This window comes from Bacillus pretiosus (assembly GCF_051294775.1).
GTDB lineage: Bacteria > Bacillota > Bacilli > Bacillales > Bacillaceae_G > Bacillus_A > Bacillus_A wiedmannii.
Genome location: NZ_JBPPHF010000001.1, coordinates 399095 through 421024, shown reverse-complemented (window position 1 = coordinate 421024; position 21930 = coordinate 399095). Strand labels below are relative to the sequence as shown.

Sequence of the window (21930 nt, the reverse complement as noted above, 5' to 3'; positions counted from 1 at the left end):
TGATAAAAAAGCAAGAGAAAAAGTGAAAAATATCTCATTAGAGTATTGCATAAATAACGATAAGAAAGAATTCATATTTAAATGAATTCTTTCTTATCGTTATTCTTAACCTTCCATTTCATTCATTGCTATATTTAAAGCAGCTACCGCTTTGGGCCAACCAACATAAAAAGCCATATGTGTTATTAATGCGATCATTTCATTTTCTCCTGGCCAGTCGCAAATGAAATGGTAATTGTTCTGTATGACCAAGACTGATTAATACCGACACTGTACATAAACTTCTTTCTCTTAATGTTAAAGTGTCATCCCGCCACACTTCCTCAAACAATATCTCTTCACTATAATGAGCAAATGCAGGTGCCATTTCTTTCATTCTCTCTTGAATACAATATTTAATTGATTCATTCATCATTTCACTCTCCCTTCACTTTTACCAATTGTGCCAATCCTTGACCAAATGACCAATTTTCAGCAGATGTCTCATTTAGCGTAATAAAAATATCTGCACTTTTTATACTAGAGCATTCAGAAATCTTCGAGGATATCGACTGATACAGATCACTTTTCTGTTTTATCGTTCTTTCCGGTCCGCATGTAATAGAAACATAAATCATATTCTCTGTTCTCTTTTCTCCTCCTTCCAACAAATAATATGGATTATATAAAAAATGATTTTGCGAGTAAGATAAAAACAGTTGAAAATAATCATCTTTAGGGATGTTAAAATGTTCAATTAATGAAAGATGAATACATTCACCTATCTTTTTCAACTCTTCTTTATTTAATTTATTTTCATGATAATAAACGTTCACAAAAGGCATACATTTTCATTCCTTTTCCTTAATTTAACATTCAACAAATTTTCATCGTGAAATGTGTAAAATCTCATATACTGTAACATCTTTATTCGTTACCATATCAGGCTTTTCATTGTAAAATCTGAATTGACTATATCCCCATTTATCTGGATTATAAACTATTACATTTCCTAAACACTTTTCTATATTTTGTATATTTTCATTCATAGTTTTTAATTGAGTCTCCCTCAGTGAATTACTTTGAGAAATACTCCCTACCTGTTCAACAACATATTTACTTTTCTTAAAGTCATCACTTAGATTAACAACTAATGGAACACCTATATTTATTTGTTGCCACCCAAAAGATTGTAAAATATTATCGTAATACCCTTCAAAGATAAATTTGTTCATTCCTTCATGACCATTCCAAATATATAACGGTGCATAACAGTTATAGAAATTCCCATCCTTACCTGCCTCAGTAATTAAATATGCTTTGAAATTCAATTCTTGAAAACCATCAGTTTTATATCCATTATCCTTTACCCTTTTTTTAATAATCTCCATGTCATAATCCTTTGGCAAAATAACCTTATATTGCATTCCAATCATGTTTATCACTCACTTTCTATCTTATATACATAATGATAAACCGGTGATTGACTAACGTAAAATAGGTATAAATTATGTTTGTTATCATTTATAATGATACCGTATAAGGGGCTGTGATAAATGGAAATAAATGATCTTATTATATTCAAAACTGTAGCTAGTGAAGGTTCTATTAGTAAAGCTGCTAAAGAGTTAGGATATGTTCAGCCAAACGTAACTGAGCGAATCAAAAAATTAGAACAAGAATTAGAAACTCCTTTACTACATAGAGATAACAAAGGCGTTTCCTTGTTACCTTCTGGTGACATTTTATTAGACTACACGAATCAAATATTAACTTTAGTAGAAGAAGCGAAAGATAAAATTAAAATGAGTGGTTCTTCTTATATAATTGCGACGTCACAATCTATTTTGACTAATTATGTAAGTAAGCGTATTAAAGAAAATTTCAGGAATTATCAAATATATGTAGAAAATAGTAGTCATTTACAAAAATTACTGCAACAACAAAAAGTTGATATGGTCATCACTTATGAGGATGATCCCGACGCAGCTTTTAAAAAAGTATTTACTACTTCAATTTCTATAGGCTTATTAAAAACGAAAGAAACACGTACCATTGACTATTCGCAGGAACTCTTCTTCGTTAGTAATGACAAAAAGTGCCCTTTTAGGAATAAGACGATACAATTTCTAAAAGAAAATCATTTATCTCAGCGTCAACTTCAACAATTAGATTCTTATTCGCTTATGGAAGAGTTTATTCAGGACGGAAAAGGAATAGCCTTTTTGCCGATTAGAAATGATACATTGGTACCAATTGAAAATGTTCCAATTGAGAAATTAGCTGTTCATTTTTTTACAAATGAAAACTCTTTAAAACAAATCCCTGATGAACTATTTGATTAATAGAATAGCTATAAACTAATTACATACACCAATAAAAATCCCTCCTTTACGAATTTAAAAGAGGGATTTTCATATTCTATACAATTGATTTTTCACACATTTTGCTCCACTTCTGCACTTTTCTCCTTCTTACTCTGTTTCACATTCTTGAGTCTCTTAATCGTGCCAACTAATCCTTTCGGAAAAACTAGCAAGACGATAATGTACAATAAACCAAGAATAATTGTCCATCTTTCAAAAATCGGATACGCTGTGGCTAGTTCTGATAAATAATATTTCAGTGATTCAATAATTCCAGCTCCAGCAATTGCTCCAATTAACGTTCCAACGCCTCCAATCATTGTCATCAATAATGCATTTAATGTCATTTCAATTGAAAATACAGTCGTATTAACAAAGCGTAGTGTGATAACAAATAAACCACCGCTAATTGTCGCAACTACTCCTGCAACAATACTAGCAATAATTTTATAATGAAGAACTTTATATCCTAATGCTTCCACACGTTGCTCATTTTGTGAAATTGCCTTTAATACTTTTCCAATAGAAGATTTTGTAAAAAGACGTAACAGAATAAAAATGACAATTAAACATATAAGTGTTACATAATAAAACGTAAAACGATCACGGAATAAGTCTGGTACACCAAATGTAAAACCGTCTCCTCCATGAGTAAGTCCACGCCATTTTTCAGCAAGTACGAAAAACAACTGTGAAATAGCAAGTGTTAACATTGCATAAAAATGACTTTTCAGCCGTAATGAAAGCAAACCGATTATATAACTAACAATTACTGAAATGATAATTGCAGCTACTATCCCGATTAAAAAGTTCGTTATGGATACTCCTTGCCGATCAAATAAAAGCGCTACCCCATACGCTCCTATTCCAAAGAACATACAATGGCCGAACGATACAATTCCTGTATACCCAAGCAATACATCAAAACTCATTGCAAAAATAGCAAAGATGAAGATTTGAGTGAACAAAATTAACAAGCTCCGTGAATCATTTACGAATGGAAATACACTTAAACAAATGAGCATAAATACTCCGAAGTATACTTTAATTCGATTTGATGTGCTGTTCACCATTTCACCCCTTTTCACTAACAAGTCCATTTGGCTTCACTATTAAGAAAAATAGTAACATTAACATATTGATTGCAAGTGATAAATCCGGTATAAAGTACGCTGTAAAGGCACCCGCTAATCCGACAATTAAAGATGCGATTGCTGAACCTTGTACGCTTCCTAATCCTCCAATGATTACTACTATGAAAGCTAAAATCGCATACTGCATACCCATCTCGGCGAAAATAACTCCTGAATACGGTGCTAATAAGAAGCCTCCCAACGCTGCCATCCCTGCTCCTAATAAAAAGACGAAAGAAAATATTGCTTTTACGTTAATACCGAGCGCTTGAACCATCTCTTTATCTATTACACCAGCGCGTATCATTAGACCTATCTTTGTTTTTTTGAGCAATAATAGTAAGGAAATATAAATGATGATCCCAATTAAAATTACGAATAGACGATATTTAATTAATATAACGCCTTCAAATGTATAACTACCTTGTAACCATAACGGTAATTTAGCACCAATTGGATTTGGCCCCCAAAATACTTTAATACATTCACTAAGTACAAGCATTCCTCCAAGCGTCACAAGAAGCTGGCGAACATGATTTCTATATACCGGTCTAATAAGAAATCTTTCTAAAATGAATCCAAGAAACATCCCCATAGCAATTGCTCCAATTAACGCTAATACATAACTACCTGTCATATTAAATAACCAAACACCTGTAAACGCTCCCCAGGCAAATAAACCACCATGTGCGAAGTTTAGAACGCTCATTAAACCGAAAATAAGTGAAAGTCCTGATGCTAATAAAAAAATGAGCATCCCTGTTGAAATCCCATTTACAAATAAATTGATTAACACATCCATCCTTCTCACCTCGGATTCATGTTAAGAGATTCCTAAATATTTGTGACACATTTCCTTATCCTCTTTTAATTCATGCATAAAACCGTTATGAACAATTCTTCCGTTATCCATAATATAAAAGTAATCACCAATTTGACTAGCCATCATAAAGTTTTGTTCAACGAGTAAAACTGTTGTTTTCTCCTTCATTTTCAAAATGGCTATCATTAATTTTTCTATCATAATAGGGGACAAGCCTTTACTCGGCTCATCAATAAGTAATAAACCATCACTATTAATAAATGCTCTTGAAATTGCTAGCATTTGTTTTTGTCCTCCGCTTAAGAGTCCACTTTTTTTGTGCCAAAACTGCTTTAAATCTGGAAATAGTTCAAGCATCCACTCAATTTTCTCTTCCGCTTCTTCTCCCTTACCCCTAGCAAGAGCGAATGTTTCTTCTACTGTCAGATCGTGAAAAATACCTTGATTTTCTGGTACATAACCTATTCCTTTCCTTGAAATTAAATGTGTAGATAATCCATTTACTTGTGTACGATCATAATAAATTTCACCATGTGCGATATGGTGAAATCCCATAACCGAACGTAATGTCGTCGTCTTCCCTGCCCCATTTCTTCCAAACAGTACAGTAATCGTTCCTTTCTCAACAGCAAGAGATACCCCTTGTAAAATATGAAACTGATCTAAATACGTCTCTATATTATTCACTTGTAATAGTGCCACTATATAATCCCCCTAAATAAGCACTTTGTACACGCTCATCTTTCATCATTTCTTCGGGCAAACCTTCAGCTAATAACTCTCCATGGAATAAAACGATAAGATGGTCTGATAAACCTAGTACCATATCCATTTTGTGTTCAATTAGTACAATTGTACTCTCTGGATGTTTTTTAATATTTTCAATCACTTGTAAAATAGCCGGTACTTCCTCAACTGATATACCTGCCGTCGGCTCATCAAGTAGTAATACATCCGTTTTTAAAGCTAGTAACATCGCAAGCTCTAACTTTCGTTTTTCCCCATGTCCTAAATCTTTCGCTAATACATGTTCTTTCTCGTGAAGTAAGACTGTTTTTAAGAAACGTCTCGCCTCTCCCACTTGTTGCTTAAATTTTGCCGAACTCGGAAAAAAACTATAGTAATCTTGAACAAATGATTGAACACTTAAACGAACATTTTCAAGTACCGTTAACTCTGGGAATATATTTGTAAGCTGAAAAGAACGGCCGATTCCTAATCGAGTTCGATCCGAAATTGATAATTTTGTAATCTCTCGTCCTTTAAAATATACTTCACCCTTTGTTGGAGAAATTTGTCCACTTAGTAAATTAAATAACGTTGTCTTTCCTGCACCATTTGGTCCAATAATGGAAATAAGTTTTCCTTTTTGTACCGTTAAATTCACATCCTTAATAACATGATGCTCGCCAAAAGATACGCTAAGATTTTTCGTTTCTAGCAAATGTGTCACGAAATCCCTCCCTTTAAAGCTTTAAGTATGAAAGAAATACGTATAAAGAGGGCATCCCCCTCTTTATACAAAAAACAACAGAAAATTCAGTTTATTTGTTTTGAACTGGTGGTTCTGTCTCTTTCATCGTTAATTCTCGCTCTAATACTGGCACCGGATAATCAACACCATCTTGCTTTTTCAATGTGATAGAATAAAGTGTTTGCATCGCTTGGTGATCCTTTTCTCTAAACTTCATCTTTCCTTTCGGTGTATCAAATTCCATTCCTTCCATTTTCTTAATCAACGTATCAACATCTGTATCACCTTTTGTTTTCTTTAAAGCTTCTACAATAGAAATTGCCGCTGACATTCCACCTGCTGTAAATAAATCTGGCACCGCACCATTAAATCGTTTTTTATGTTCTTCCACTAACCAATCATTCACCTTATTTTTCGGGAGTGTATGATAATAAACAGAAAAACCTTGCATTCCTACTAACGCATCCATCGTTTTTAATGCCGGTATATCTGGTGCACCGGTAGAAATTTTAATACCTTGTGCTTCCACATTCATATCTTTTAACTGTTTCCAAGGTGAGTTTGCCCCTGCCCAAACGATAAATAAATAATCTGGTTTTGAGCTAATGATATTTTGAATATTTGCAGTGAAGTCAGTCGAATTCGTATCAGCATATTGCTCGTTTACAATATTCGCACCTAATTTCTTCGCTCCAGCTTTAAAAGCTGCAATCCCTTCACGGCCAAATGCATTATCCGGAGCAAACGTCGCAATCTTTACATCTTTTTTTGCAATTGCCACTGCTCCTGCAATCGCATCTTGCGAAGAACTTCTTCCTGTTCTAAAAATATATTTATTCCAGTTCTTTCCGGTAATACTATCAGCAACTGCCGGTTCAACAACCATTATTTTTTCATATTCTTCAGCTAGTGGTAATACCGCTAATGTATCACTTGAACTAGATGATCCGATTAAAAAATCGACTTTCTCTTCTTCTAATAACTTCGTAGCTTTTTTAACCGCCACCTCTGCTTTTGTTTCCGTATCTTCTACAACAAACTTAATCTTCTTCCCTTCCACTTTCCCAGTTCCACCCGTTGCATAGTCTAACCCTAATTCAAATCCGTTCACTGTTTGTTTTCCATATGATTCTAATGGACCTGTTAATGAAGCAAGAACCCCTACCTTAATCGTCTTTTCATCCTCTGTACTTGTTTTCTTTCCTGAACAAGCTGCCGTTATTAATAACGAACTTAAAATACAACCAGTAGCCACCGTTCTTAGCCATTTACGTTTTTTCATCGACATTGTGATCCTCCCCATACTTTACTTTCTGATAGAGTCAAACACGCCAAAGTTGCCCATCCGTAATTATGACTTTTCTTTGATCATACAAACAAATCTGTTAAAAAAATTTAATGAAGTACCTTTACATTCGCCGCCTCTTTCCAAATACCTCCATTTACCATATATTCATCTAGCATTTTTCACCACCTAATTACAGTCGCTGCCCACGTATATCCAGTCCCTGCACTAACTACTACTGCAATATCTCCGGCCTGTAATTTTCCCTGTTCATTTGCAAAGTGAAGACCAATGCAAGGATCCAGCGCTGACATATGTCCATAATGATCTAAATATACAACTTGTTCTTCTGCTAGCCCTAGCCCCTGTATCAATTCTATTAACATAGAACGTTTTGTATGCAGTGGTAACAATACTTTAATATCTTTAGGAGTAAATCCACTTTTTCTTAACGCCTCCCGAATCACCTTGTCAAAATTAGGAGTTGAAACCCGGTCTAGACGTTCTTTCATACTAATAGGATCTATTACATCAATAATAATGTTGTCGATTCTCAACAGTATCATAGCTCGCAACCTGCTTCGATCCACCAGCTGGGATACGAACATCTTCATGATCAAAATGAATCAACGCCCCGTCAGTTAACTTTTTATACTTCCCTCTTATAACACCAAATATATTTAAGCAATATTCCGAAAGTAAATCCATATTTTACAAAAACTAAATATACTAATATAATAGATAAGTGATTATTACTTAAAAGTAACGGATATGGGTGAGAAAATATTGTTTTATATACTTAGGAGGAATCATAATGAATTTTAAACATGTACTTGCAACAGGCTTAATTACCGCCACATTATTCGGTGCAACGAATGCTCATGCACAAACTGAACGTTTCATCGATGTACCAAAAGGGCATTGGTCTGAAGATTCGATTGACCATTTAACTGAACAAAATGTCATGAATGGTTATGGTAACGGAAAATTTGGATTTGGGGACAATGTAACTCGTGGGCAAGTAGCTGCGATTATTTCAAGATACTTAAAACTAGAAAATACCGGATCTACAAGTAAACATTTCTCTGATATTCATGGGCATATGTTTGAAAACAATATTAAAGCAGTTGCTCAAAAAGGAATCATGACAGGGGACAATAGCACTGACAAGTTTAGACCTGATGATACATTAACTCGATATGAAATGGCTGTTATCTTACAAAAAGCGTTTCATTTACCTGTAAAAACAAACGACCTTTTCTATGATGTTCCAAATAATCATTGGGCAACAAACTCTGTTCGTTCATTGTATAGTAATGGTATTACAAACGGAATTGGAAACTATCAATATGGCGGAAAACTGAATGTAACAAGAGAACAATTTGCAAAGTTTATGTATAGCGCAATTAATGTAAGTCCTTATTTTATTCCTGATTCTATTCCTGCGAAAGATGAGGATAAGTATAAAGAAATTGAGAATATACTGATTGATTCTGGGTTTTTAAAAACCGATTATAACTATGTATTCACTAAAACTGGTCAAACATATGATGGCATTATGCAATTTAATTTTTCTCCCTATGATGACAGTGCATATAGAATGTCTATTCATAGTGATGATCCTGTATTAAACGAGCCGGTGAGAAAAATCCTAAATACACTACTACCAACTAAAGCAGGTTATCTGTATAGTCTAATTAAAAATCCTACTGCAAGCTCTCGAACAATAGAATTAGATGGTCGCAAAATTGAATTTAGTAGAGACTCTAGTACTAGAGTAAATGTTTATCTTGGAAAACGAAAATACTAAAAGAGTGACTATTTAACATGAATACAAGTAGCTAAATGGTTACTCATAAGAAATAAAAAGGCTGCCCCACAAGTCGGTTTCAACGACTTGCGGGGCAGCTCCTTTAATCTTAATTAGAATTAAGTTCCACTTTCTCTAACCCTTCAGCCAATTGTTTCTTATCTAGCCCTTCTCCTATTACTACCAAGTTCGTTGGGAAACCGAAGTCTTGTTCCAATAAAGTCGGTACCCCGAACGAGTATTGGAATAAGTGAGGATATTTGTCCCCATGAAATTTCACAAAACCTTTTACACGATAAATACTATCTGGTAAATTCGAAAGCCATTCGTATAATTTATCTTGATCAATTGATTTCGTAAATTGATATGTCATCGTTTGTATATGCAAATGCTGTTTTACATGTAGTGTCTCATGTTCCCCATCATTCGTAAATTCAACTTCTTCTATATCCTCTAAAGATATATTACAATACTTTGTTTCAAACAATTTCGCATGACTATTTATTGCTTTCACATCTTCAATTACTTTGTTCTTATCCGCATCTGTTAGTAAATCTGATTTATTAATTAAAATTTGGCTACCAAACTTCAGTTGCTCATGTAATAATTGCTGAACGTTTGCACTTAATACACTTCGATTTAACCACCTTACTGCATCTAAAACGACTACTATTGATTTCACTTCTAGGAAAGGTGCTAAAATTGGTGATACACATGCATCTAACACTTCAATTGGATGCGCAACACCTGTCGTTTCTATATAAATGACATCTGGTCTTTCTTGTTGATATAACGAATGTAATTGTATTTCAAGCTCTTCTTTTAGCGTACAACAAATACAACCTTTCAGAAGCTCTCTTAAAACATTCTCTTTTCCAATAATATCTGTATCTACTGAGTACTCACCAATCTCATTCATCAACACTGCAACTTTTCTATCCTTCTTTTTCTCCGCTAACAATAAATTTTGTAATAATGTTGATTTTCCACTACCTAAAAAGCCACCTAATATATGAATTTCTACTTTATTCATTTGATCAACCATCCATTTCTTTATTTCAAAACGTATTCAAAGCGTAATAATTACGATTTATATTTATTATTTTATTAAAAGAGTGGTGATTTGTAAATATATCTTCACTTTTCGTTTACTTCATGAGCAACTCGAATTCCAGACTCTATTGCTCCTTGCATCCACCCATGTGTTAATGTCGTATGCTCTCCGGCAAAATGCACTTTCCCAGATGGTGGTGTAATATACGGAAATAACTCGAGTTCTTGGCCCGGTTCGAAAGCTGTAAATGCGCCGCAAGAATACGGATTTTGACTCCAGCTAAAAGATGCCCCTGTAACAAACTCACTATAAACGATGTCACCGTATATTTCCGCTAAATTTCTTAATGCATAACGAATGCGTTCACTATTCGGTAAACTATCCCATGTTAACGCCTCATCTGCCCACGTATAACTCGCTAAAACGGTAGCTGCCCCTGGTGTATGAATGCCATAACTCGGATAATATGTAAACCGTATAGGTAAATCTGTAATAGATTTACCTCCACACTGTCTCGCTTTCTCCCAAAATCTACTTTTAAACTCTATCGCAATTTTAGTTGCAGCAATATAATTTAATTCACGAATTGCTCGTCTTTTATAATAAGAGAATAAATGATACGGCCGAACTTCTACAAATCGTAACGCTGAAAATGGAATTGTGATAATAGCAATATCACTTGTTATAGTAAATCGCTCTAACGTTTGCTCACGATTTCCTTGTAACATTACTTTATTATCTTCTTGTATAATTTTCTCTACTTTATATGACATAAAAATATTATCCTTTAGCTGTGGCAAAAATGAATTGGGTAATACATCCATTCCACCCGTTATCTCATAATATTTCGTCGTTGAAGTAAAAAAAATCATTTCCCGTAATACTTCAATTAAAGACATTCCCATATATGCTTCCATATCTAGAAGTACCCCAATCATATCTATTGCTCCATCTGAATAATACTCACTTAAAAATGATCCGAGCGAATATGTTTTATACTTTTTTTCAACGATAATCCAGTTTTTATTAGAATCTTTTTTTATAAAATTAAGTATTGGTTCTAGCACTACTAACATTAACTCTTCTGCCGTTTTCCCTTTTTCATTCTCTAAAATTGGATATCCAAGTATACTTGGATTTTTTTCAAATACGCTCAATCTCGTTTTAATATTATTCGTATAAATAATATCTGAAGCGGTTTTATTTATAAAAAGATTTAATGGTAATTTAAATTTACGAATGTAAGCTAAAGTTAACTCGTGTGTTTCAGGAATTCGCATTGGCCCTGCATTAAAATATAAGCCTCTGCTAAACGGTTCACGGATCGTATATATTCTTCCGCCTATTCGGTTATTCGCTTCTAAAATTGTTATGCTATGCCCTGCTGCTTTCAATAACGATGCTGCAACTAATCCTGAAATTCCTGCACCAGCAATAATAATTTGCTTTGGATTCTTCGTTTTTACGAGCCCCACATTAATAATATGGAGCATTCTTTCCATCGTTAATGGCTGCATCATGCCCTTTTCCCCTTCGATAAAGGATTTTATTGCATTATATTCGGTTCACTTACTCCCTATGTTTCGTGCAAAGAATTGCACGGATACATTTTCAATTACTTGAATATCTTTTATAAAATGTAATAAACTAGATATGACTCTATAGAAGTAAGACGTATTATCTTACATAATAAAATCAATGAAATTGCGAGGAATTTTGAAATGAAAAAAGGGATTAACCGTGTTGTATTAGTAGGAACAGGAGCAGTTGGATGTAGTTATGCTTACTGCATGATTAACCAAGCTGTAGCTGAAGAATTTGTTTTAGTTGATGTAAACGAGGCAAAAGCTGAAGGAGAAGCAATGGATTTAAGTCATGCTGTTCCATTCGCTCCAGCTCCAACTAGAGTATGGAAAGGTAGCTACGAAGATTGTAAAGATGCTGATCTTGTAGTCATTACGGCTGGATTACCACAAAAACCAGGCGAAACACGTTTAGATTTAGTTGAGAAAAACGCGAAAATCTTTAAACAAATCGTTCGTAGTATTATGGATAGCGGATTTGATGGTATCTTCTTAATCGCAACTAATCCTGTCGATATTTTAACTTACGTAACTTGGAAAGAATCTGGTTTACCGAAAGAACGCGTAATCGGTTCTGGTACAACTCTTGATTCTGCTCGTTTCCGCTATATGTTAGGTGAGTATTTCGATATTGGTCCACACAACATTCATGCTTATATTATCGGTGAACATGGTGATACGGAACTTCCTGTTTGGAGTCACGTATCAGTCGGTATTCAAAAACTACAAACGCTTCTTGATAAAGACAACACATACACGCAAGAAGATTTAGACAAAATCTTCATAAACGTTCGTGATGCAGCTTACCATATTATCGAGCGAAAAGGTGCAACTTACTATGGTATTGGTATGTCACTTCTACGTGTTACAAAGGCGATTTTAAACGACGAAAATAGCGTATTAACAGTATCAGCTTACTTAGAAGGCCAATACGGTCAAAAAGATGTTTATATCGGCGTACCTGCTGTTTTAAATCGCGGCGGTGTTCGTGAAATTTTAGAAGTGGAATTAAGTGAAGAAGAAGAATTAAAATTCGATCACTCTGTTCAAGTATTAAAAGAAACAATGGCTCCAGTTCTTTAATCGTGTATGCAAAAAAGCAATCCAATTTATTTTGGATTGCTTTTTTGTTTATTTTCTATTTTTTAATCGATTCCTCATTATTTACATCAAGTACATCTAATAAAAAGATAAAGATTGGTATCCCGATAATAAGCCCCCATATTCCAAGGAAATGTTCTGAGAAGATGAGAATCATAAATGTATAAAAGATTGGCAAATTCGTTTTCGCAGACATAAACTTCGGGTTTAAAAAATAACTTTCAAGAGCATGGATTACTGTAATGAACACAAGTATGTATAAAACGTACATAACTCCGCCTACGTTATATGCAATAATACAAAGTGGAAACAAGGAAATGATTACCCCGGCAACAGGGATTAATCCAAGTAAGAAAATCATGACAGCTAATACGAGAAGCTGCGGAAATCCTAACACAATTAATGCAATGACAGTAAGAATACAATTTACAACTGCAATTAAAAACTGCGCTTCAATTACTTTACCGAACGATCTTGCAAACCTTTCACCAAAATATGCAATCTCCTCATAAAAAACTTTCAGACTACTATCTTTAAATTTCGAAGTAAATGATATGATGCGTTCTTTTTCTAATAAGAAAAATAAACTTAAAATAAGTGAGAGTAATATTTGCAAACTGACTTTTCCTATATTTGCAATCGATTGATATATGACATCTACACCTTGTTCTATATATTTTGATACTTCCATTCCGTTAATTGTCGAAAGTGCATATTTAATGATTTCATTATCAGGTGGGTTTTGAAAAAACAATTTAAATTGATAAATCAATTGTGAAATTTGTATCGTTAACACAGGTAAATATTTATATAATGTCGTGCCAATAAAGGAAACTAATATGATATACAAACAGGCGATAACAATTTTCCGGTTCACTTTCAATTTCTTTGAAATAAAACGTTGAAAACGATCCATTAAAAATGTCAGTATAAACGTAATTAATATTAAATTGATCATACTTTTTAATCCATATAATACTAACGCTACTATTATTAAAACGAGAAACCGTTGAAACCCTCTACTTCGAAAGAAATTTTTCAATTCATTCATTAAGATTTAACCTCCCCCTTCAGTGGATGGAAATTGAATATATTACATTTTATGAACTTCTATAGACAATCTTTCTTACTAATTAGAAAGAATCCTTTTTTTCTTTTTATATTGTTAGATTCTATTTACATTAGCCACCTACTTACTTCAATGGAGCTCTTTTTTTCGTTTACCCTTTTACAATTTAGGTGATTTTCTATTTTTAGACTGCTGTTCATACGCATAACCAATATTGAATAGTTCCTTCTCACTGAATTGCTTCCCGACAAACACTGCACCTACTGGCTCTCCATTGTTATCATATCCTGCTGGCACCGCTAATTCTGGATAGCCAGCTACAGCTGATAGAAGAACTTCATCGTTGTTAATCATAACTAAAGCATCCAAACCTTTTTCTACTAAATATCTATCTAGCTCTTTTCTTGCATTTTCTTGACTCGTTTGCACTACTTTTTCAAACTCATCTTTCGTTATAACAGATTTTTCAGACGCCTCAATTAATGTTTGTCCATATTTTATTCGTCTATTACTATCCTTTTTATTAAACGCTATAATCTCTTCTAACGATTTTACCGGTACATTTTTTTGCTGTGAAAAATAATCGTTAACATTATGTTTGAATTCATATTCTAATGTTTGCAGATTATCTACACCCTCGCTGTTTAACTGAATATCATCAGTCAATATCGCACCTGCATCTTGAAGGTCTTTTCTAATCTTTTCTGCTACTTTCTTTCTATTCTCATCTTGTTGATCTATTGAAAAAAGAACCCCTATTTTTTTCCCTTTCAATCCATCTATTGATAAATCCTTCGTATAATCAATTCTTTCTTTTTCTTTCATTTTTTCTGTCATAGTATCTTTTTCATCATAACTTACCATTATGTTAAATAACGTTGCCGCATCCTTTACCGTTCTTGCCATCGGCCCTGCTGTATCAAGCGTTTCAGCTAACGGAATAATGCCTGATCTACTCACCATACCTAGTGATGGACGTAATCCAACTACTGATTGCTGCGTCGCTGGTGCTACAATTGATCCAGTCGTTTCTGTCCCGATTGCAAGCGGTGCAAAATCTGCCGCAACTACTGTAGCAGATCCAGAGCTTGATCCTGATGTATCAAACGTAATCGGACCGTACGGATTCAAATTTTGTCCTTTTTTCCCGCTATATCCGCTAGGCATTGTAAAGGATAAATAATTTGCCCATTCAGACATATTCGCTTTTCCTAAAACAAAAGCACCTTCTTCTTTCAACTTCTTCACGATTGTCGCATCTTCATCTGCAATCCAATCTTTTAACACATACGTGCCCGCACTTGTCGGCATCACCTTTTCTGTTTGTACATTATCTTTTACGATAACCGGCATGCCGTATAAATTCGATTTCTTATTTGAAGACCTTTCTTTATCTAACTTTCGCGCTTTTTCCATTGCATTTGGATTAATCTCTGTAACAGCATTTAATGATATTCCATTTTGGTCATGTTCTTGTATTCTAAAAAGATAAATACTCGTTAATTCTTCATATGATAATTTTCCATCATCAATCATTTTTTGAAGCTCGTTTACAGTTGCATTTACAACCTCTTTTTCTTTTATCTTCACATTATCTATGTTAATCCCTTTCAACTGATTATGTATCGGTTTTAACACTCTCTCTTTATCATATACGATACGCTCAGGTTCCTTTGGAAAATAATTTTTATACACGTAATATCCTCCGGCACATGTCAATAGGACGATACCCCCAGCAATTGACAGCGTTATCTTTATCCACTTTTTCATGCTGTTTCCTCCGCTCTAAAAGTTGCTCCATTGTATTGAAAAAGAGAGTTATCCTCATAACTCTCTCTAATTAGAATGCTAAATGAAAAAATAAAGGATTTCGATTTCATTACTTCTTTTTTTGCATTTGCTTCGCTAATAATTCTTTCACTTGATTATATGATAATCCCGAATTTTCATTTAAACGTTTTACTTCTTCAACATCAGTACCTACCACTGTATACTTTTTCTCATCATTCATTTTCCCACTTCCCTTTCGATTATTTCTTATATTTTTCCCCCAAACTCTTATTAATTAACACAAATACAAATACGGAAACTGGACGAAATTCAATAGCTAAAGGGAATTCAGTTACATAAGAGGAAAAGATAAAAAAATGTCGAATGTATATACTTGTTAAATTTAAGGGCTTGGAGGGTACATTTTGAAAACATATGAGTTTGAACATAACATTCCAACATTAGAAGAGTACAAATATTTGTGTGATTCTGTTGGATGGACTGATTATATGAATTTTGAAGTAGCAGATACTTCACTGAAGAATTCTATTCACTGCATCACAGTGAAAGATAATGAACAAATAATTGGCATGGGGCGAATTGTTGGTGACGGATCTATCTATTTCTATATTCAAGATATAGTAGTTCATCCGGATTATCAGAAACATGGTATCGGGAAAGAAATCATGCATCGTTTAGTTGCATACTTACATGAGAATGCCCCTGATAAGGCGTTTGTCGGTTTATTTGCATCAGAAGGTAAAGAATCGTTCTATGAAAAATTTGATTTTAAGGATTACTCACCAAACATGACGGGGATGTTTACTGTCATTACAAAACAATAAACATAACAGATTTTTAATTGTAAGGAAAAACTTCGATTCATATGAAGGAAATCGTTCTTGCAGTAAGAGTTTAACATTGCATACGAAAGGAGAGTACATATATGACTAATACGTACTCTCCTTTTATTTAACTTTTTATATATTAAATTTCTTAATAAAATTTCACTACATCTTCAGTAGGTAAGAAAGTTCTTTCTCCTGGTTGTTCATTTGGCTCACCAAATGGCATTTGTCCTACTAAGCTCCACTCTGCTGGAATGTTCCAAGTTTCTTTCACTTCAGCATCTACGATTGGATTGTAGTGTTGCAGGGATGCACCAATTCCTTCAGCCGATAATAACATCCATACAGTATGCTGTAACATTGCATTTCCTTGATGAGACCAGAATGGGAACTGATCTTTATATAATGGTGCATTTTCTTGCATTTTTTCTACTGTTGCTTGATCTTCAAAGAATAACACAGTCCCAACACCTGTATGGAAACCTTTTAATCTTTCTACAGTCGCTTCAAAGTTTTCTGCTGGTACGCGGGCTCTTAGTGTTTCTTTAACAATATCCCAAAACTTTTCATGTTCTCCATCCATTAATACAACCATACGACCACTTTGCATATTGAAAGATGTTGGTGCGTGTAAAGCTGTTTGTAAAACTTCTTCAATTCTTTCTTTCGTAATTGCATCGTTTTTTGTTACTTTACGAATAGAACGACGGTTCACGATTGCTTCTTTTAAATTTGTTGTAGTTGCTGACATTTTAATTCCTCCAAATATTTGTTTTATAATTTATTTTGTTATTTCATAACAAGCGAATTAGCAATATCCATCTGTATTACATTGCATACCTTCAAATGAATTTGTTTTATCCTTTTCAATTTCTTTATCGATGACTCTTTGTAGCGTTTCTTTACTAGCAAGCCCTTGAATGACTTCATCTCCAATCATGACAGTTGGAACAGCCATAATATTTGCTTCATCATATGCATGCTGAATTGCTTCTTGATGCTTTTCTTTATATTTACGCGTTACTAAAGCATCTTTAAATTCAGCTTCAGGAAGACCTACTTCTACCGCTAATTTTGTTAAAACATTAATATCTTCAATGTTTTGCTCTTCTTGGAAAAATGCGGTGAATACGCGGTGATGATACTCATTTCCTAGTCCACGTTCTTTCGCAAATTGACATCCTTCGAAAGCTAAATGTGTATATGGATGCGGTGAAACACGCGGCAAACGCATATCGATTCCTAACTTCTTCGCAGTTGGAAGAATAAAAGCATCCCATGAGCCTAATTTTTCTGGCTCATTCCATGGATCTATTTTTGAATATGGACTTGGACGTAATTCAAATGGCATCCATTCAATTTCTACATCTTTCTCTTTCGCTACTTCATCTAATGGACCTTTTGCTAAAAAACAAAATGGACATATAAAATCTGAGTATACTTTCATTTTTACAGTCATACTTTTACACCTTACCTTTATAGTTGTAATCGAATCAGTTACATTAATAATAAAAAAATATAAATATGATTTAAGCATTCATTTTTTCTTGCAAAGTTTCAAACAAATGCCCCATCGTAATATTTCTCAAAATTTCTTCCATCGCGGATTGCGCTTGTATTAATATAACTTCTAACACCGCTTGAATATTTGCTCCAATTGGACAATCTGGATTTGGTTGCTCGTGAATATGAAATAGTTTGTCTTCTTCGACTACATTTACTGCATGGTATACATCTAACAATGTGATTTCATGTAAATCCTTTAATAATCCCGCACCACCTGGACCGCGATTTACATATACAAAACCAGCTTGTTTCAAGTACGACATCATTTTACGAATGACTACTGGATTTGTGTTTACACTTTCAGCTATATAGTCTGAAGTACAAAGTGAAGATGGATTGTTTTTCAAAATAGATAAAATATGAACAGCTATAGAAAAGCGGCTACTAATTTTCATCGTGATCACCACCTCGATGTAATCATTATAGTTACAACAAAAAGATAAGTCAATCCTTTTCATAGATTTTTTATAAGCAAATTAAAAAGTGTCCCATTATGATATATGAGACACCTCTTTTTATTCTGCAAATAGCGCTTGAAATTCTTCAATAAATAGCTGCACAGCGATTGAGGAATCCTTTAATGAAGGAACAGCTAAAGCAATTTCTCTCCATACTTGTGGTTCCAATTCTCTCGTTTGCACATTCTGTGGTAAATTCGTTAAAGATAATTCGGCTAATATTGCAATACCTAACCCTTCTTGAATCATATTTAAAGCTGTAGTAACGGTCGATATTACATACTCAGCCCGAAGTGGTACGTTGGCTTGTTTAAACATATCAATAATGGGTGGTTCGTATCCACCCTTACATAATATGATCGGTTCATTCTCTAAATCGCTAATTGCAATAGAGTCCTTCTTACAAAGAGGATGATCATCTCTTAAGATAGCAACCATTTTCCCCTTCGTTAATGGGACAATCTCCATCTCTTTATTAGGCAAAATGACAATTCCTATATCAACAACCCTCGATACTAACCAATCTTCAACTTCTTTAATCGTTCCTTCACAAAGAACGACTTCTAAGTTCGGATACTTCTCCTTAAAAAGGTTTATCATTTTGGGTAAGAAATGTGCAGAAGCACTCGGAAAACTCCCAATTCGAATCGTCCCAACTTCGTGTCCTTTCTCCATCGCAACTTCTTGTTCAATCTTCTCTACACCGTTCAAAATCTCTCTAATATGCACAAGAATTCTGTTTCCTACATCCGTAACGATTAGCCCTTTTCGTTTATCACGTATAAGAATCGTAACTCCTAACTCTGACTCAATACTTGAAATCGCATGACTTACAGCTGGCTGCGTCATATTTAACACCCGAGCAGCCTTCGTAAAACTACCTAACTCAACAGTTTTTATTAATACTTGCAGTTGTGTAATGGTCATAACTAATCACTTATACTCCTTATAAAAAAGATTCATTTTATTTATTACAGTCCATATCATATCATAGTGAAATGAATAACAACAAGGAGGTCTTACCGTGACACAGCTTTCTCGAACTAAGACGGCCATAATCCTTACCTTTCTCGTTTTCATGTGGGGAATCAATTGGCCTTTATCTAAGTTTGCCCTGCATTATACACCACCCGTTTTATTTGCAGGCGTTCGAACTCTAATTGGAGGATTCATTTTACTTCTTTTCGCATTACCGAAATACAAAGAGTTACACTTAAAAGAAACTTGGCATTTATACGTTATTTCTTCTTTACTTAACATCATTATATTTTACGGATTACAAACTGTCGGCCTTCAATATATGCCTGCTGGGCTATTTTCCGCCATCGTATTTCTACAACCAGTTTTACTCGGCATTTTCTCATGGATTTGGCTTGAAGAATCTATGTACGGTTTAAAAATTTTCGGGCTTGTTCTTGGATTTATTGGCGTAGGTGTGATTAGCTCTAGTAGTTTAACTGGACATATTTCTATTATCGGAATCCTTCTCGCGATAGGATGCGCGATTGGCTGGGCACTAGGTACAGTATTTATTAAGAAGACTGGTCACCGCGTTAATTCCATTTGGATGGTAACACTGCAGCTTATTATTGGCGGACTTTGCTTAATTGGATTCGGATCAGAGTTTGAAAGCTGGTCTAGTATTGCTTGGAGTATACCGTTTGTTAGTGTTCTACTCTTTATTTCATTCTTTGTTATTGCAATGGGATGGCTTGCATACTTCACTCTTGTTGGAGCCGGTGAAGCAAGTAAAGTTGGGGCTTATACATTCCTCATTCCACTAATCGCTATTATTGTAAGTTCAATTTTCTTACATGAGGCCATTACTATTAGCTTATTCATCGGACTATTATTTATTGTAGTGAGTATTTGTTTCGTAAATATAAAGCCGAAAACACTTGCTGTAAGGCAGCAGGTTGAAGTGAAATAAAAATAAGAAAGAGTCTACGTTTGTAGGCTCTTTTTTATTGTATGATGATATTTAAGTAGTAAGAATTTTTTCTAATATATACGAATAGACTAACAATTCTAATCATAAGGAGGAATTATATGGTGTTACAATATAAAGAATTTGGAGATTCAAGCTCTCCACTTATGGTTTTTATTCATGGGGGTGGAGTCAGTGGTTGGATGTGGGACAAACAAATTAAACATTTTACTAACTTTCACTGCCTTGTTCCTGATTTACCTGAGCAAGGAAAAAACAGAAGTAAAGATCATTTCTCAATAAACTTTAGTGCTGAAAAAATCATAGAACTAATTGAAGAAAAAGGAAAAGGTAAAACTGTTATAGTAATTGGTTTTTCATTAGGCGCTCAAGTATTAATTGCCATGCTCAGCATGAAACCAAACTTAATTCAATATGCTATGGTAAATAGCGCATTAGTTAAGCCAATTCCTTTCGCTAAAACATTATTAAGCTCCCTTAGCTTAACCTACTTCCTAGTAAAGTGTAATTCATTCTCCAAAATACAAGCAAAATCAATGTACATAGATGAAACACAATTTGATAACTATTATCATGACAGTTGTCAAATATGTAAAAATACATTTGTAAGGATATTAGAAGAAAACATGTCGTTTACAATACCAAAAGATTTCAAGGATGCTAGTAGTAATATATTAGTAACTGTTGGAGACAAAGAAAAAAGAATTATGAAAGACTCGATGAATGAAATCCTTGAAAGTAATACGAATTGTACTGGTATTATCATTCCTAAAATTGGTCATGGAATCTCTTTGGCAAATCCCATACTATTTAATACTTTAATTGAAAACTGGCTCGAACATGATATTTTGCCGGAAGACTTAATAATCGTCAATTAATTTCCATACATTAATAAATTTCATTATACAGTGACTATAATGGTGCCACTATCCTCATTCTTACTAATCCATAGACGTAATAAAAAAGGTCTCATTATTTACGATGAGACCTTTCAATCTTACTTATCTTTTACGACGTACTACAAAAACACACGTACCTACCGAAGATACAATCGCCAAAATAGATAAAACAATCGCTATCAATTGCAAATTACTAGTACCTTCATTTTTTTCTACATGAGACACTTCACCATGTTCCCCTGTTAATGACATACCTTTTGCAATTGTAGTAAGTGAATGTGGTTTTTCAGCTTTTTCATCGCCTGTCCATTCAACAATTTCTCCGTCTTTATATTGTTGATATGCATCCCAAGCTATTTTTTGTTCTTTATCCGGATTTTTAGCGACGAAAGTAAATCGCTGGAACTGACCGGGTGAAATCCCTTCTCCTGTTGCTTCCCATACTACAGTTCTAACTTTTCCAGCATTATCTTTCTGCTCTTCCACTTTCCATCCTGTCACTGGTTCATACTGTTGGAACTCTACTCCAGACGGTATTTTCAATGTAACTTTTGTCGTTGCTACATTCTTCTCAACTGGTACTTTTATCGTGTAAGTCTCCCAAGAATTAACGTCCGAAGCTTCTGGTTTCACAGTGACGTGCGCACTAACAGGTAACGAAAAAATCCCCATTGCAATTATTGTTGCGATCATTGTTGTGCCAAATTTTTTTATACGTTTCATTTTCTATTAGCTCCTTTTTATCTATACCTTCTCTTTATCCC

23 protein-coding genes and 2 pseudogenes are annotated in these 21930 nt (G+C 34.1%); 6 read left to right on the top strand and 19 right to left on the bottom strand.

Going from position 1 to position 21930, the window contains the following annotated elements; all coding sequences use genetic code 11:
* Window positions 1-105 precede the first annotated feature (105 nt).
* The 3 genes and pseudogenes from ACSG5Z_RS02095 to ACSG5Z_RS02085 form a co-directional block, all read right to left on the bottom strand.
* Window positions 106-415 (bottom strand): annotated as a pseudogene (locus ACSG5Z_RS02095) (carboxymuconolactone decarboxylase family protein).
* A 1-nt stretch (window position 416) separates the two neighbouring features.
* The gene (locus tag ACSG5Z_RS02090; RefSeq protein ID WP_137014128.1) at window positions 417-824 is read right to left on the bottom strand and encodes a tautomerase family protein; all 408 of its coding nucleotides are present in this window, start codon (window positions 822-824) and stop codon (window positions 417-419) included.
* Between the two features lie 42 nt (window positions 825-866).
* Window positions 867-1415, bottom strand: coding sequence for a DUF4865 family protein (locus ACSG5Z_RS02085; protein WP_435710578.1), 549 nt, complete (start codon window positions 1413-1415; stop codon window positions 867-869).
* A 120-nt stretch (window positions 1416-1535) separates the two neighbouring features.
* Between ACSG5Z_RS02085 and ACSG5Z_RS02080 the strand changes: the two genes are divergently transcribed.
* On the top strand, window positions 1536-2324 hold the full coding sequence (locus ACSG5Z_RS02080) for a LysR family transcriptional regulator (RefSeq protein WP_435710577.1): 789 nt from the start codon (window positions 1536-1538) through the stop codon (window positions 2322-2324).
* A 92-nt stretch (window positions 2325-2416) separates the two neighbouring features.
* On the opposite strand, the gene ACSG5Z_RS02075 is transcribed toward ACSG5Z_RS02080, so the two are convergent.
* The 6 genes and pseudogenes from ACSG5Z_RS02075 to ACSG5Z_RS02050 all read right to left on the bottom strand — a co-directional run.
* Window positions 2417-3370, bottom strand: a complete 954-nt coding sequence (locus ACSG5Z_RS02075; protein ID WP_046959906.1) for a branched-chain amino acid ABC transporter permease — start codon at window positions 3368-3370, stop codon at window positions 2417-2419.
* Between the two features lie 49 nt (window positions 3371-3419).
* Window positions 3420-4280, bottom strand: a complete 861-nt coding sequence (locus tag ACSG5Z_RS02070) for a branched-chain amino acid ABC transporter permease (protein WP_435710576.1) — start codon at window positions 4278-4280, stop codon at window positions 3420-3422.
* 21 nt (window positions 4281-4301) lie between these two features.
* Complete coding sequence (locus tag ACSG5Z_RS02065; RefSeq protein ID WP_029439348.1) at window positions 4302-5003, bottom strand: branched-chain amino acid ABC transporter ATP-binding protein; 702 nt, start codon at window positions 5001-5003, stop codon at window positions 4302-4304.
* Window positions 4981-5754: an ABC transporter ATP-binding protein gene (locus ACSG5Z_RS02060; protein WP_435710575.1), complete on the bottom strand. Its 774-nt coding sequence runs from the start codon at window positions 5752-5754 to the stop codon at window positions 4981-4983. Before ACSG5Z_RS02060 ends, ACSG5Z_RS02065 begins: the two co-directional genes overlap by 23 nt.
* Window positions 5755-5845: 91 nt before the next feature.
* Complete coding sequence (locus tag ACSG5Z_RS02055) at window positions 5846-7063, bottom strand: substrate-binding domain-containing protein (RefSeq protein WP_435710574.1); 1218 nt, start codon at window positions 7061-7063, stop codon at window positions 5846-5848.
* 179 nt (window positions 7064-7242) lie between these two features.
* Window positions 7243-7675: pseudogene (locus ACSG5Z_RS02050) on the bottom strand (3-oxoacyl-[acyl-carrier-protein] synthase III C-terminal domain-containing protein); the annotation flags it as partial.
* Window positions 7676-7874: 199 nt separating this feature from the next.
* Here ACSG5Z_RS02050 and ACSG5Z_RS02045 point away from each other — a divergent pair.
* Window positions 7875-8870, top strand: a complete 996-nt coding sequence (locus ACSG5Z_RS02045) for an S-layer homology domain-containing protein (protein ID WP_435710573.1) — start codon at window positions 7875-7877, stop codon at window positions 8868-8870.
* Between the two features lie 109 nt (window positions 8871-8979).
* On the opposite strand, the gene ACSG5Z_RS02040 is transcribed toward ACSG5Z_RS02045, so the two are convergent.
* Window positions 8980-9903 carry a CobW family GTP-binding protein gene (locus ACSG5Z_RS02040; protein WP_262720226.1) on the bottom strand — a complete coding sequence of 308 codons (924 nt, stop codon included), beginning with the start codon at window positions 9901-9903 and terminating at the stop codon, window positions 8980-8982.
* Between the two features lie 104 nt (window positions 9904-10007).
* The gene (locus tag ACSG5Z_RS02035; RefSeq protein ID WP_227557298.1) at window positions 10008-11444 is read right to left on the bottom strand and encodes a flavin monoamine oxidase family protein; all 1437 of its coding nucleotides are present in this window, start codon (window positions 11442-11444) and stop codon (window positions 10008-10010) included.
* 201 nt (window positions 11445-11645) lie between these two features.
* On the opposite strand from ACSG5Z_RS02035, the gene ACSG5Z_RS02030 reads away from it, so the two are divergent.
* Window positions 11646-12590: an L-lactate dehydrogenase gene (locus ACSG5Z_RS02030; RefSeq protein ID WP_000715320.1), complete on the top strand. Its 945-nt coding sequence runs from the start codon at window positions 11646-11648 to the stop codon at window positions 12588-12590.
* A gap of 55 nt (window positions 12591-12645) precedes the next feature.
* Here the strand turns inward: ACSG5Z_RS02030 and ACSG5Z_RS02025 are convergent, their stop codons facing one another.
* From ACSG5Z_RS02025 to ACSG5Z_RS02015, 3 genes are all read right to left on the bottom strand, one after another.
* A complete protein-coding gene (locus ACSG5Z_RS02025; protein WP_435710572.1) occupies window positions 12646-13659 on the bottom strand; it encodes an AI-2E family transporter in 1014 nt (337 codons plus the stop codon).
* A gap of 177 nt (window positions 13660-13836) precedes the next feature.
* The gene (locus ACSG5Z_RS02020) at window positions 13837-15447 is read right to left on the bottom strand and encodes an amidase family protein (protein WP_435710571.1); all 1611 of its coding nucleotides are present in this window, start codon (window positions 15445-15447) and stop codon (window positions 13837-13839) included.
* Window positions 15448-15556: 109 nt separating this feature from the next.
* Window positions 15557-15688 carry a hypothetical protein gene (locus tag ACSG5Z_RS02015; protein WP_000997338.1) on the bottom strand — a complete coding sequence of 44 codons (132 nt, stop codon included), beginning with the start codon at window positions 15686-15688 and terminating at the stop codon, window positions 15557-15559.
* Window positions 15689-15872: 184 nt separating this feature from the next.
* Here ACSG5Z_RS02015 and ACSG5Z_RS02010 point away from each other — a divergent pair, with 184 nt between their 5' ends.
* The gene (locus ACSG5Z_RS02010) at window positions 15873-16292 is read left to right on the top strand and encodes a GNAT family N-acetyltransferase (RefSeq protein WP_435710570.1); all 420 of its coding nucleotides are present in this window, start codon (window positions 15873-15875) and stop codon (window positions 16290-16292) included.
* Between the two features lie 151 nt (window positions 16293-16443).
* Here ACSG5Z_RS02010 and ACSG5Z_RS02005 read toward each other — a convergent pair whose 3' ends face one another.
* The 4 genes from ACSG5Z_RS02005 to ACSG5Z_RS01990 form a co-directional block, all read right to left on the bottom strand.
* Complete coding sequence (locus ACSG5Z_RS02005) at window positions 16444-17046, bottom strand: nitroreductase family protein (protein ID WP_076536822.1); 603 nt, start codon at window positions 17044-17046, stop codon at window positions 16444-16446.
* Between the two features lie 57 nt (window positions 17047-17103).
* On the bottom strand, window positions 17104-17754 hold the full coding sequence (locus tag ACSG5Z_RS02000; protein ID WP_147786320.1) for a DsbA family oxidoreductase: 651 nt from the start codon (window positions 17752-17754) through the stop codon (window positions 17104-17106).
* A 70-nt stretch (window positions 17755-17824) separates the two neighbouring features.
* The gene (locus ACSG5Z_RS01995; protein ID WP_000704066.1) at window positions 17825-18256 is read right to left on the bottom strand and encodes an Rrf2 family transcriptional regulator; all 432 of its coding nucleotides are present in this window, start codon (window positions 18254-18256) and stop codon (window positions 17825-17827) included.
* A 120-nt stretch (window positions 18257-18376) separates the two neighbouring features.
* The gene (locus ACSG5Z_RS01990; RefSeq protein WP_088063041.1) at window positions 18377-19246 is read right to left on the bottom strand and encodes a LysR family transcriptional regulator; all 870 of its coding nucleotides are present in this window, start codon (window positions 19244-19246) and stop codon (window positions 18377-18379) included.
* Between the two features lie 97 nt (window positions 19247-19343).
* Between ACSG5Z_RS01990 and ACSG5Z_RS01985 the strand changes: the two genes are divergently transcribed.
* Together ACSG5Z_RS01985 and ACSG5Z_RS01980 are read left to right on the top strand one after the other, a co-directional pair.
* On the top strand, window positions 19344-20249 hold the full coding sequence (locus ACSG5Z_RS01985) for a DMT family transporter (protein WP_000192802.1): 906 nt from the start codon (window positions 19344-19346) through the stop codon (window positions 20247-20249).
* 119 nt (window positions 20250-20368) lie between these two features.
* The gene (locus tag ACSG5Z_RS01980; RefSeq protein WP_435710569.1) at window positions 20369-21145 is read left to right on the top strand and encodes an alpha/beta fold hydrolase; all 777 of its coding nucleotides are present in this window, start codon (window positions 20369-20371) and stop codon (window positions 21143-21145) included.
* Window positions 21146-21268: 123 nt separating this feature from the next.
* On the opposite strand, the gene ACSG5Z_RS01975 is transcribed toward ACSG5Z_RS01980, so the two are convergent.
* Window positions 21269-21889: a YcnI family copper-binding membrane protein gene (locus ACSG5Z_RS01975; protein ID WP_435710568.1), complete on the bottom strand. Its 621-nt coding sequence runs from the start codon at window positions 21887-21889 to the stop codon at window positions 21269-21271.
* Between the last annotated feature and the right edge of the window lie 41 nt (window positions 21890-21930).

Coding starts and splice junctions, on each gene's coding strand:
- ACSG5Z_RS02090 (WP_137014128.1), bottom strand. CDS start 824: ATGCCTTTTGTGAACGTTTATTATCATGAAAATAAATTAAATAAAGAA.
- ACSG5Z_RS02085 (WP_435710578.1), bottom strand. CDS start 1,415: ATGATTGGAATGCAATATAAGGTTATTTTGCCAAAGGATTATGACATG.
- ACSG5Z_RS02080 (WP_435710577.1), top strand. CDS start 1,536: ATGGAAATAAATGATCTTATTATATTCAAAACTGTAGCTAGTGAAGGT.
- ACSG5Z_RS02075 (WP_046959906.1), bottom strand. CDS start 3,370: ATGCTCATTTGTTTAAGTGTATTTCCATTCGTAAATGATTCACGGAGC.
- ACSG5Z_RS02070 (WP_435710576.1), bottom strand. CDS start 4,280: ATGGATGTGTTAATCAATTTATTTGTAAATGGGATTTCAACAGGGATG.
- ACSG5Z_RS02055 (WP_435710574.1), bottom strand. CDS start 7,063: ATGTCGATGAAAAAACGTAAATGGCTAAGAACGGTGGCTACTGGTTGT.
- ACSG5Z_RS02045 (WP_435710573.1), top strand. CDS start 7,875: ATGAATTTTAAACATGTACTTGCAACAGGCTTAATTACCGCCACATTA.
- ACSG5Z_RS02040 (WP_262720226.1), bottom strand. CDS start 9,903: ATGAATAAAGTAGAAATTCATATATTAGGTGGCTTTTTAGGTAGTGGA.
- ACSG5Z_RS02035 (WP_227557298.1), bottom strand. CDS start 11,444: ATGATGCAGCCATTAACGATGGAAAGAATGCTCCATATTATTAATGTG.
- ACSG5Z_RS02030 (WP_000715320.1), top strand. CDS start 11,646: ATGAAAAAAGGGATTAACCGTGTTGTATTAGTAGGAACAGGAGCAGTT.
- ACSG5Z_RS02025 (WP_435710572.1), bottom strand. CDS start 13,659: ATGAATGAATTGAAAAATTTCTTTCGAAGTAGAGGGTTTCAACGGTTT.
- ACSG5Z_RS02020 (WP_435710571.1), bottom strand. CDS start 15,447: ATGAAAAAGTGGATAAAGATAACGCTGTCAATTGCTGGGGGTATCGTC.
- ACSG5Z_RS02015 (WP_000997338.1), bottom strand. CDS start 15,688: ATGAATGATGAGAAAAAGTATACAGTGGTAGGTACTGATGTTGAAGAA.
- ACSG5Z_RS02005 (WP_076536822.1), bottom strand. CDS start 17,046: ATGTCAGCAACTACAACAAATTTAAAAGAAGCAATCGTGAACCGTCGT.
- ACSG5Z_RS02000 (WP_147786320.1), bottom strand. CDS start 17,754: ATGACTGTAAAAATGAAAGTATACTCAGATTTTATATGTCCATTTTGT.
- ACSG5Z_RS01995 (WP_000704066.1), bottom strand. CDS start 18,256: ATGAAAATTAGTAGCCGCTTTTCTATAGCTGTTCATATTTTATCTATT.
- ACSG5Z_RS01990 (WP_088063041.1), bottom strand. CDS start 19,246: ATGACCATTACACAACTGCAAGTATTAATAAAAACTGTTGAGTTAGGT.
- ACSG5Z_RS01980 (WP_435710569.1), top strand. CDS start 20,369: ATGGTGTTACAATATAAAGAATTTGGAGATTCAAGCTCTCCACTTATG.
- ACSG5Z_RS01975 (WP_435710568.1), bottom strand. CDS start 21,889: ATGAAACGTATAAAAAAATTTGGCACAACAATGATCGCAACAATAATT.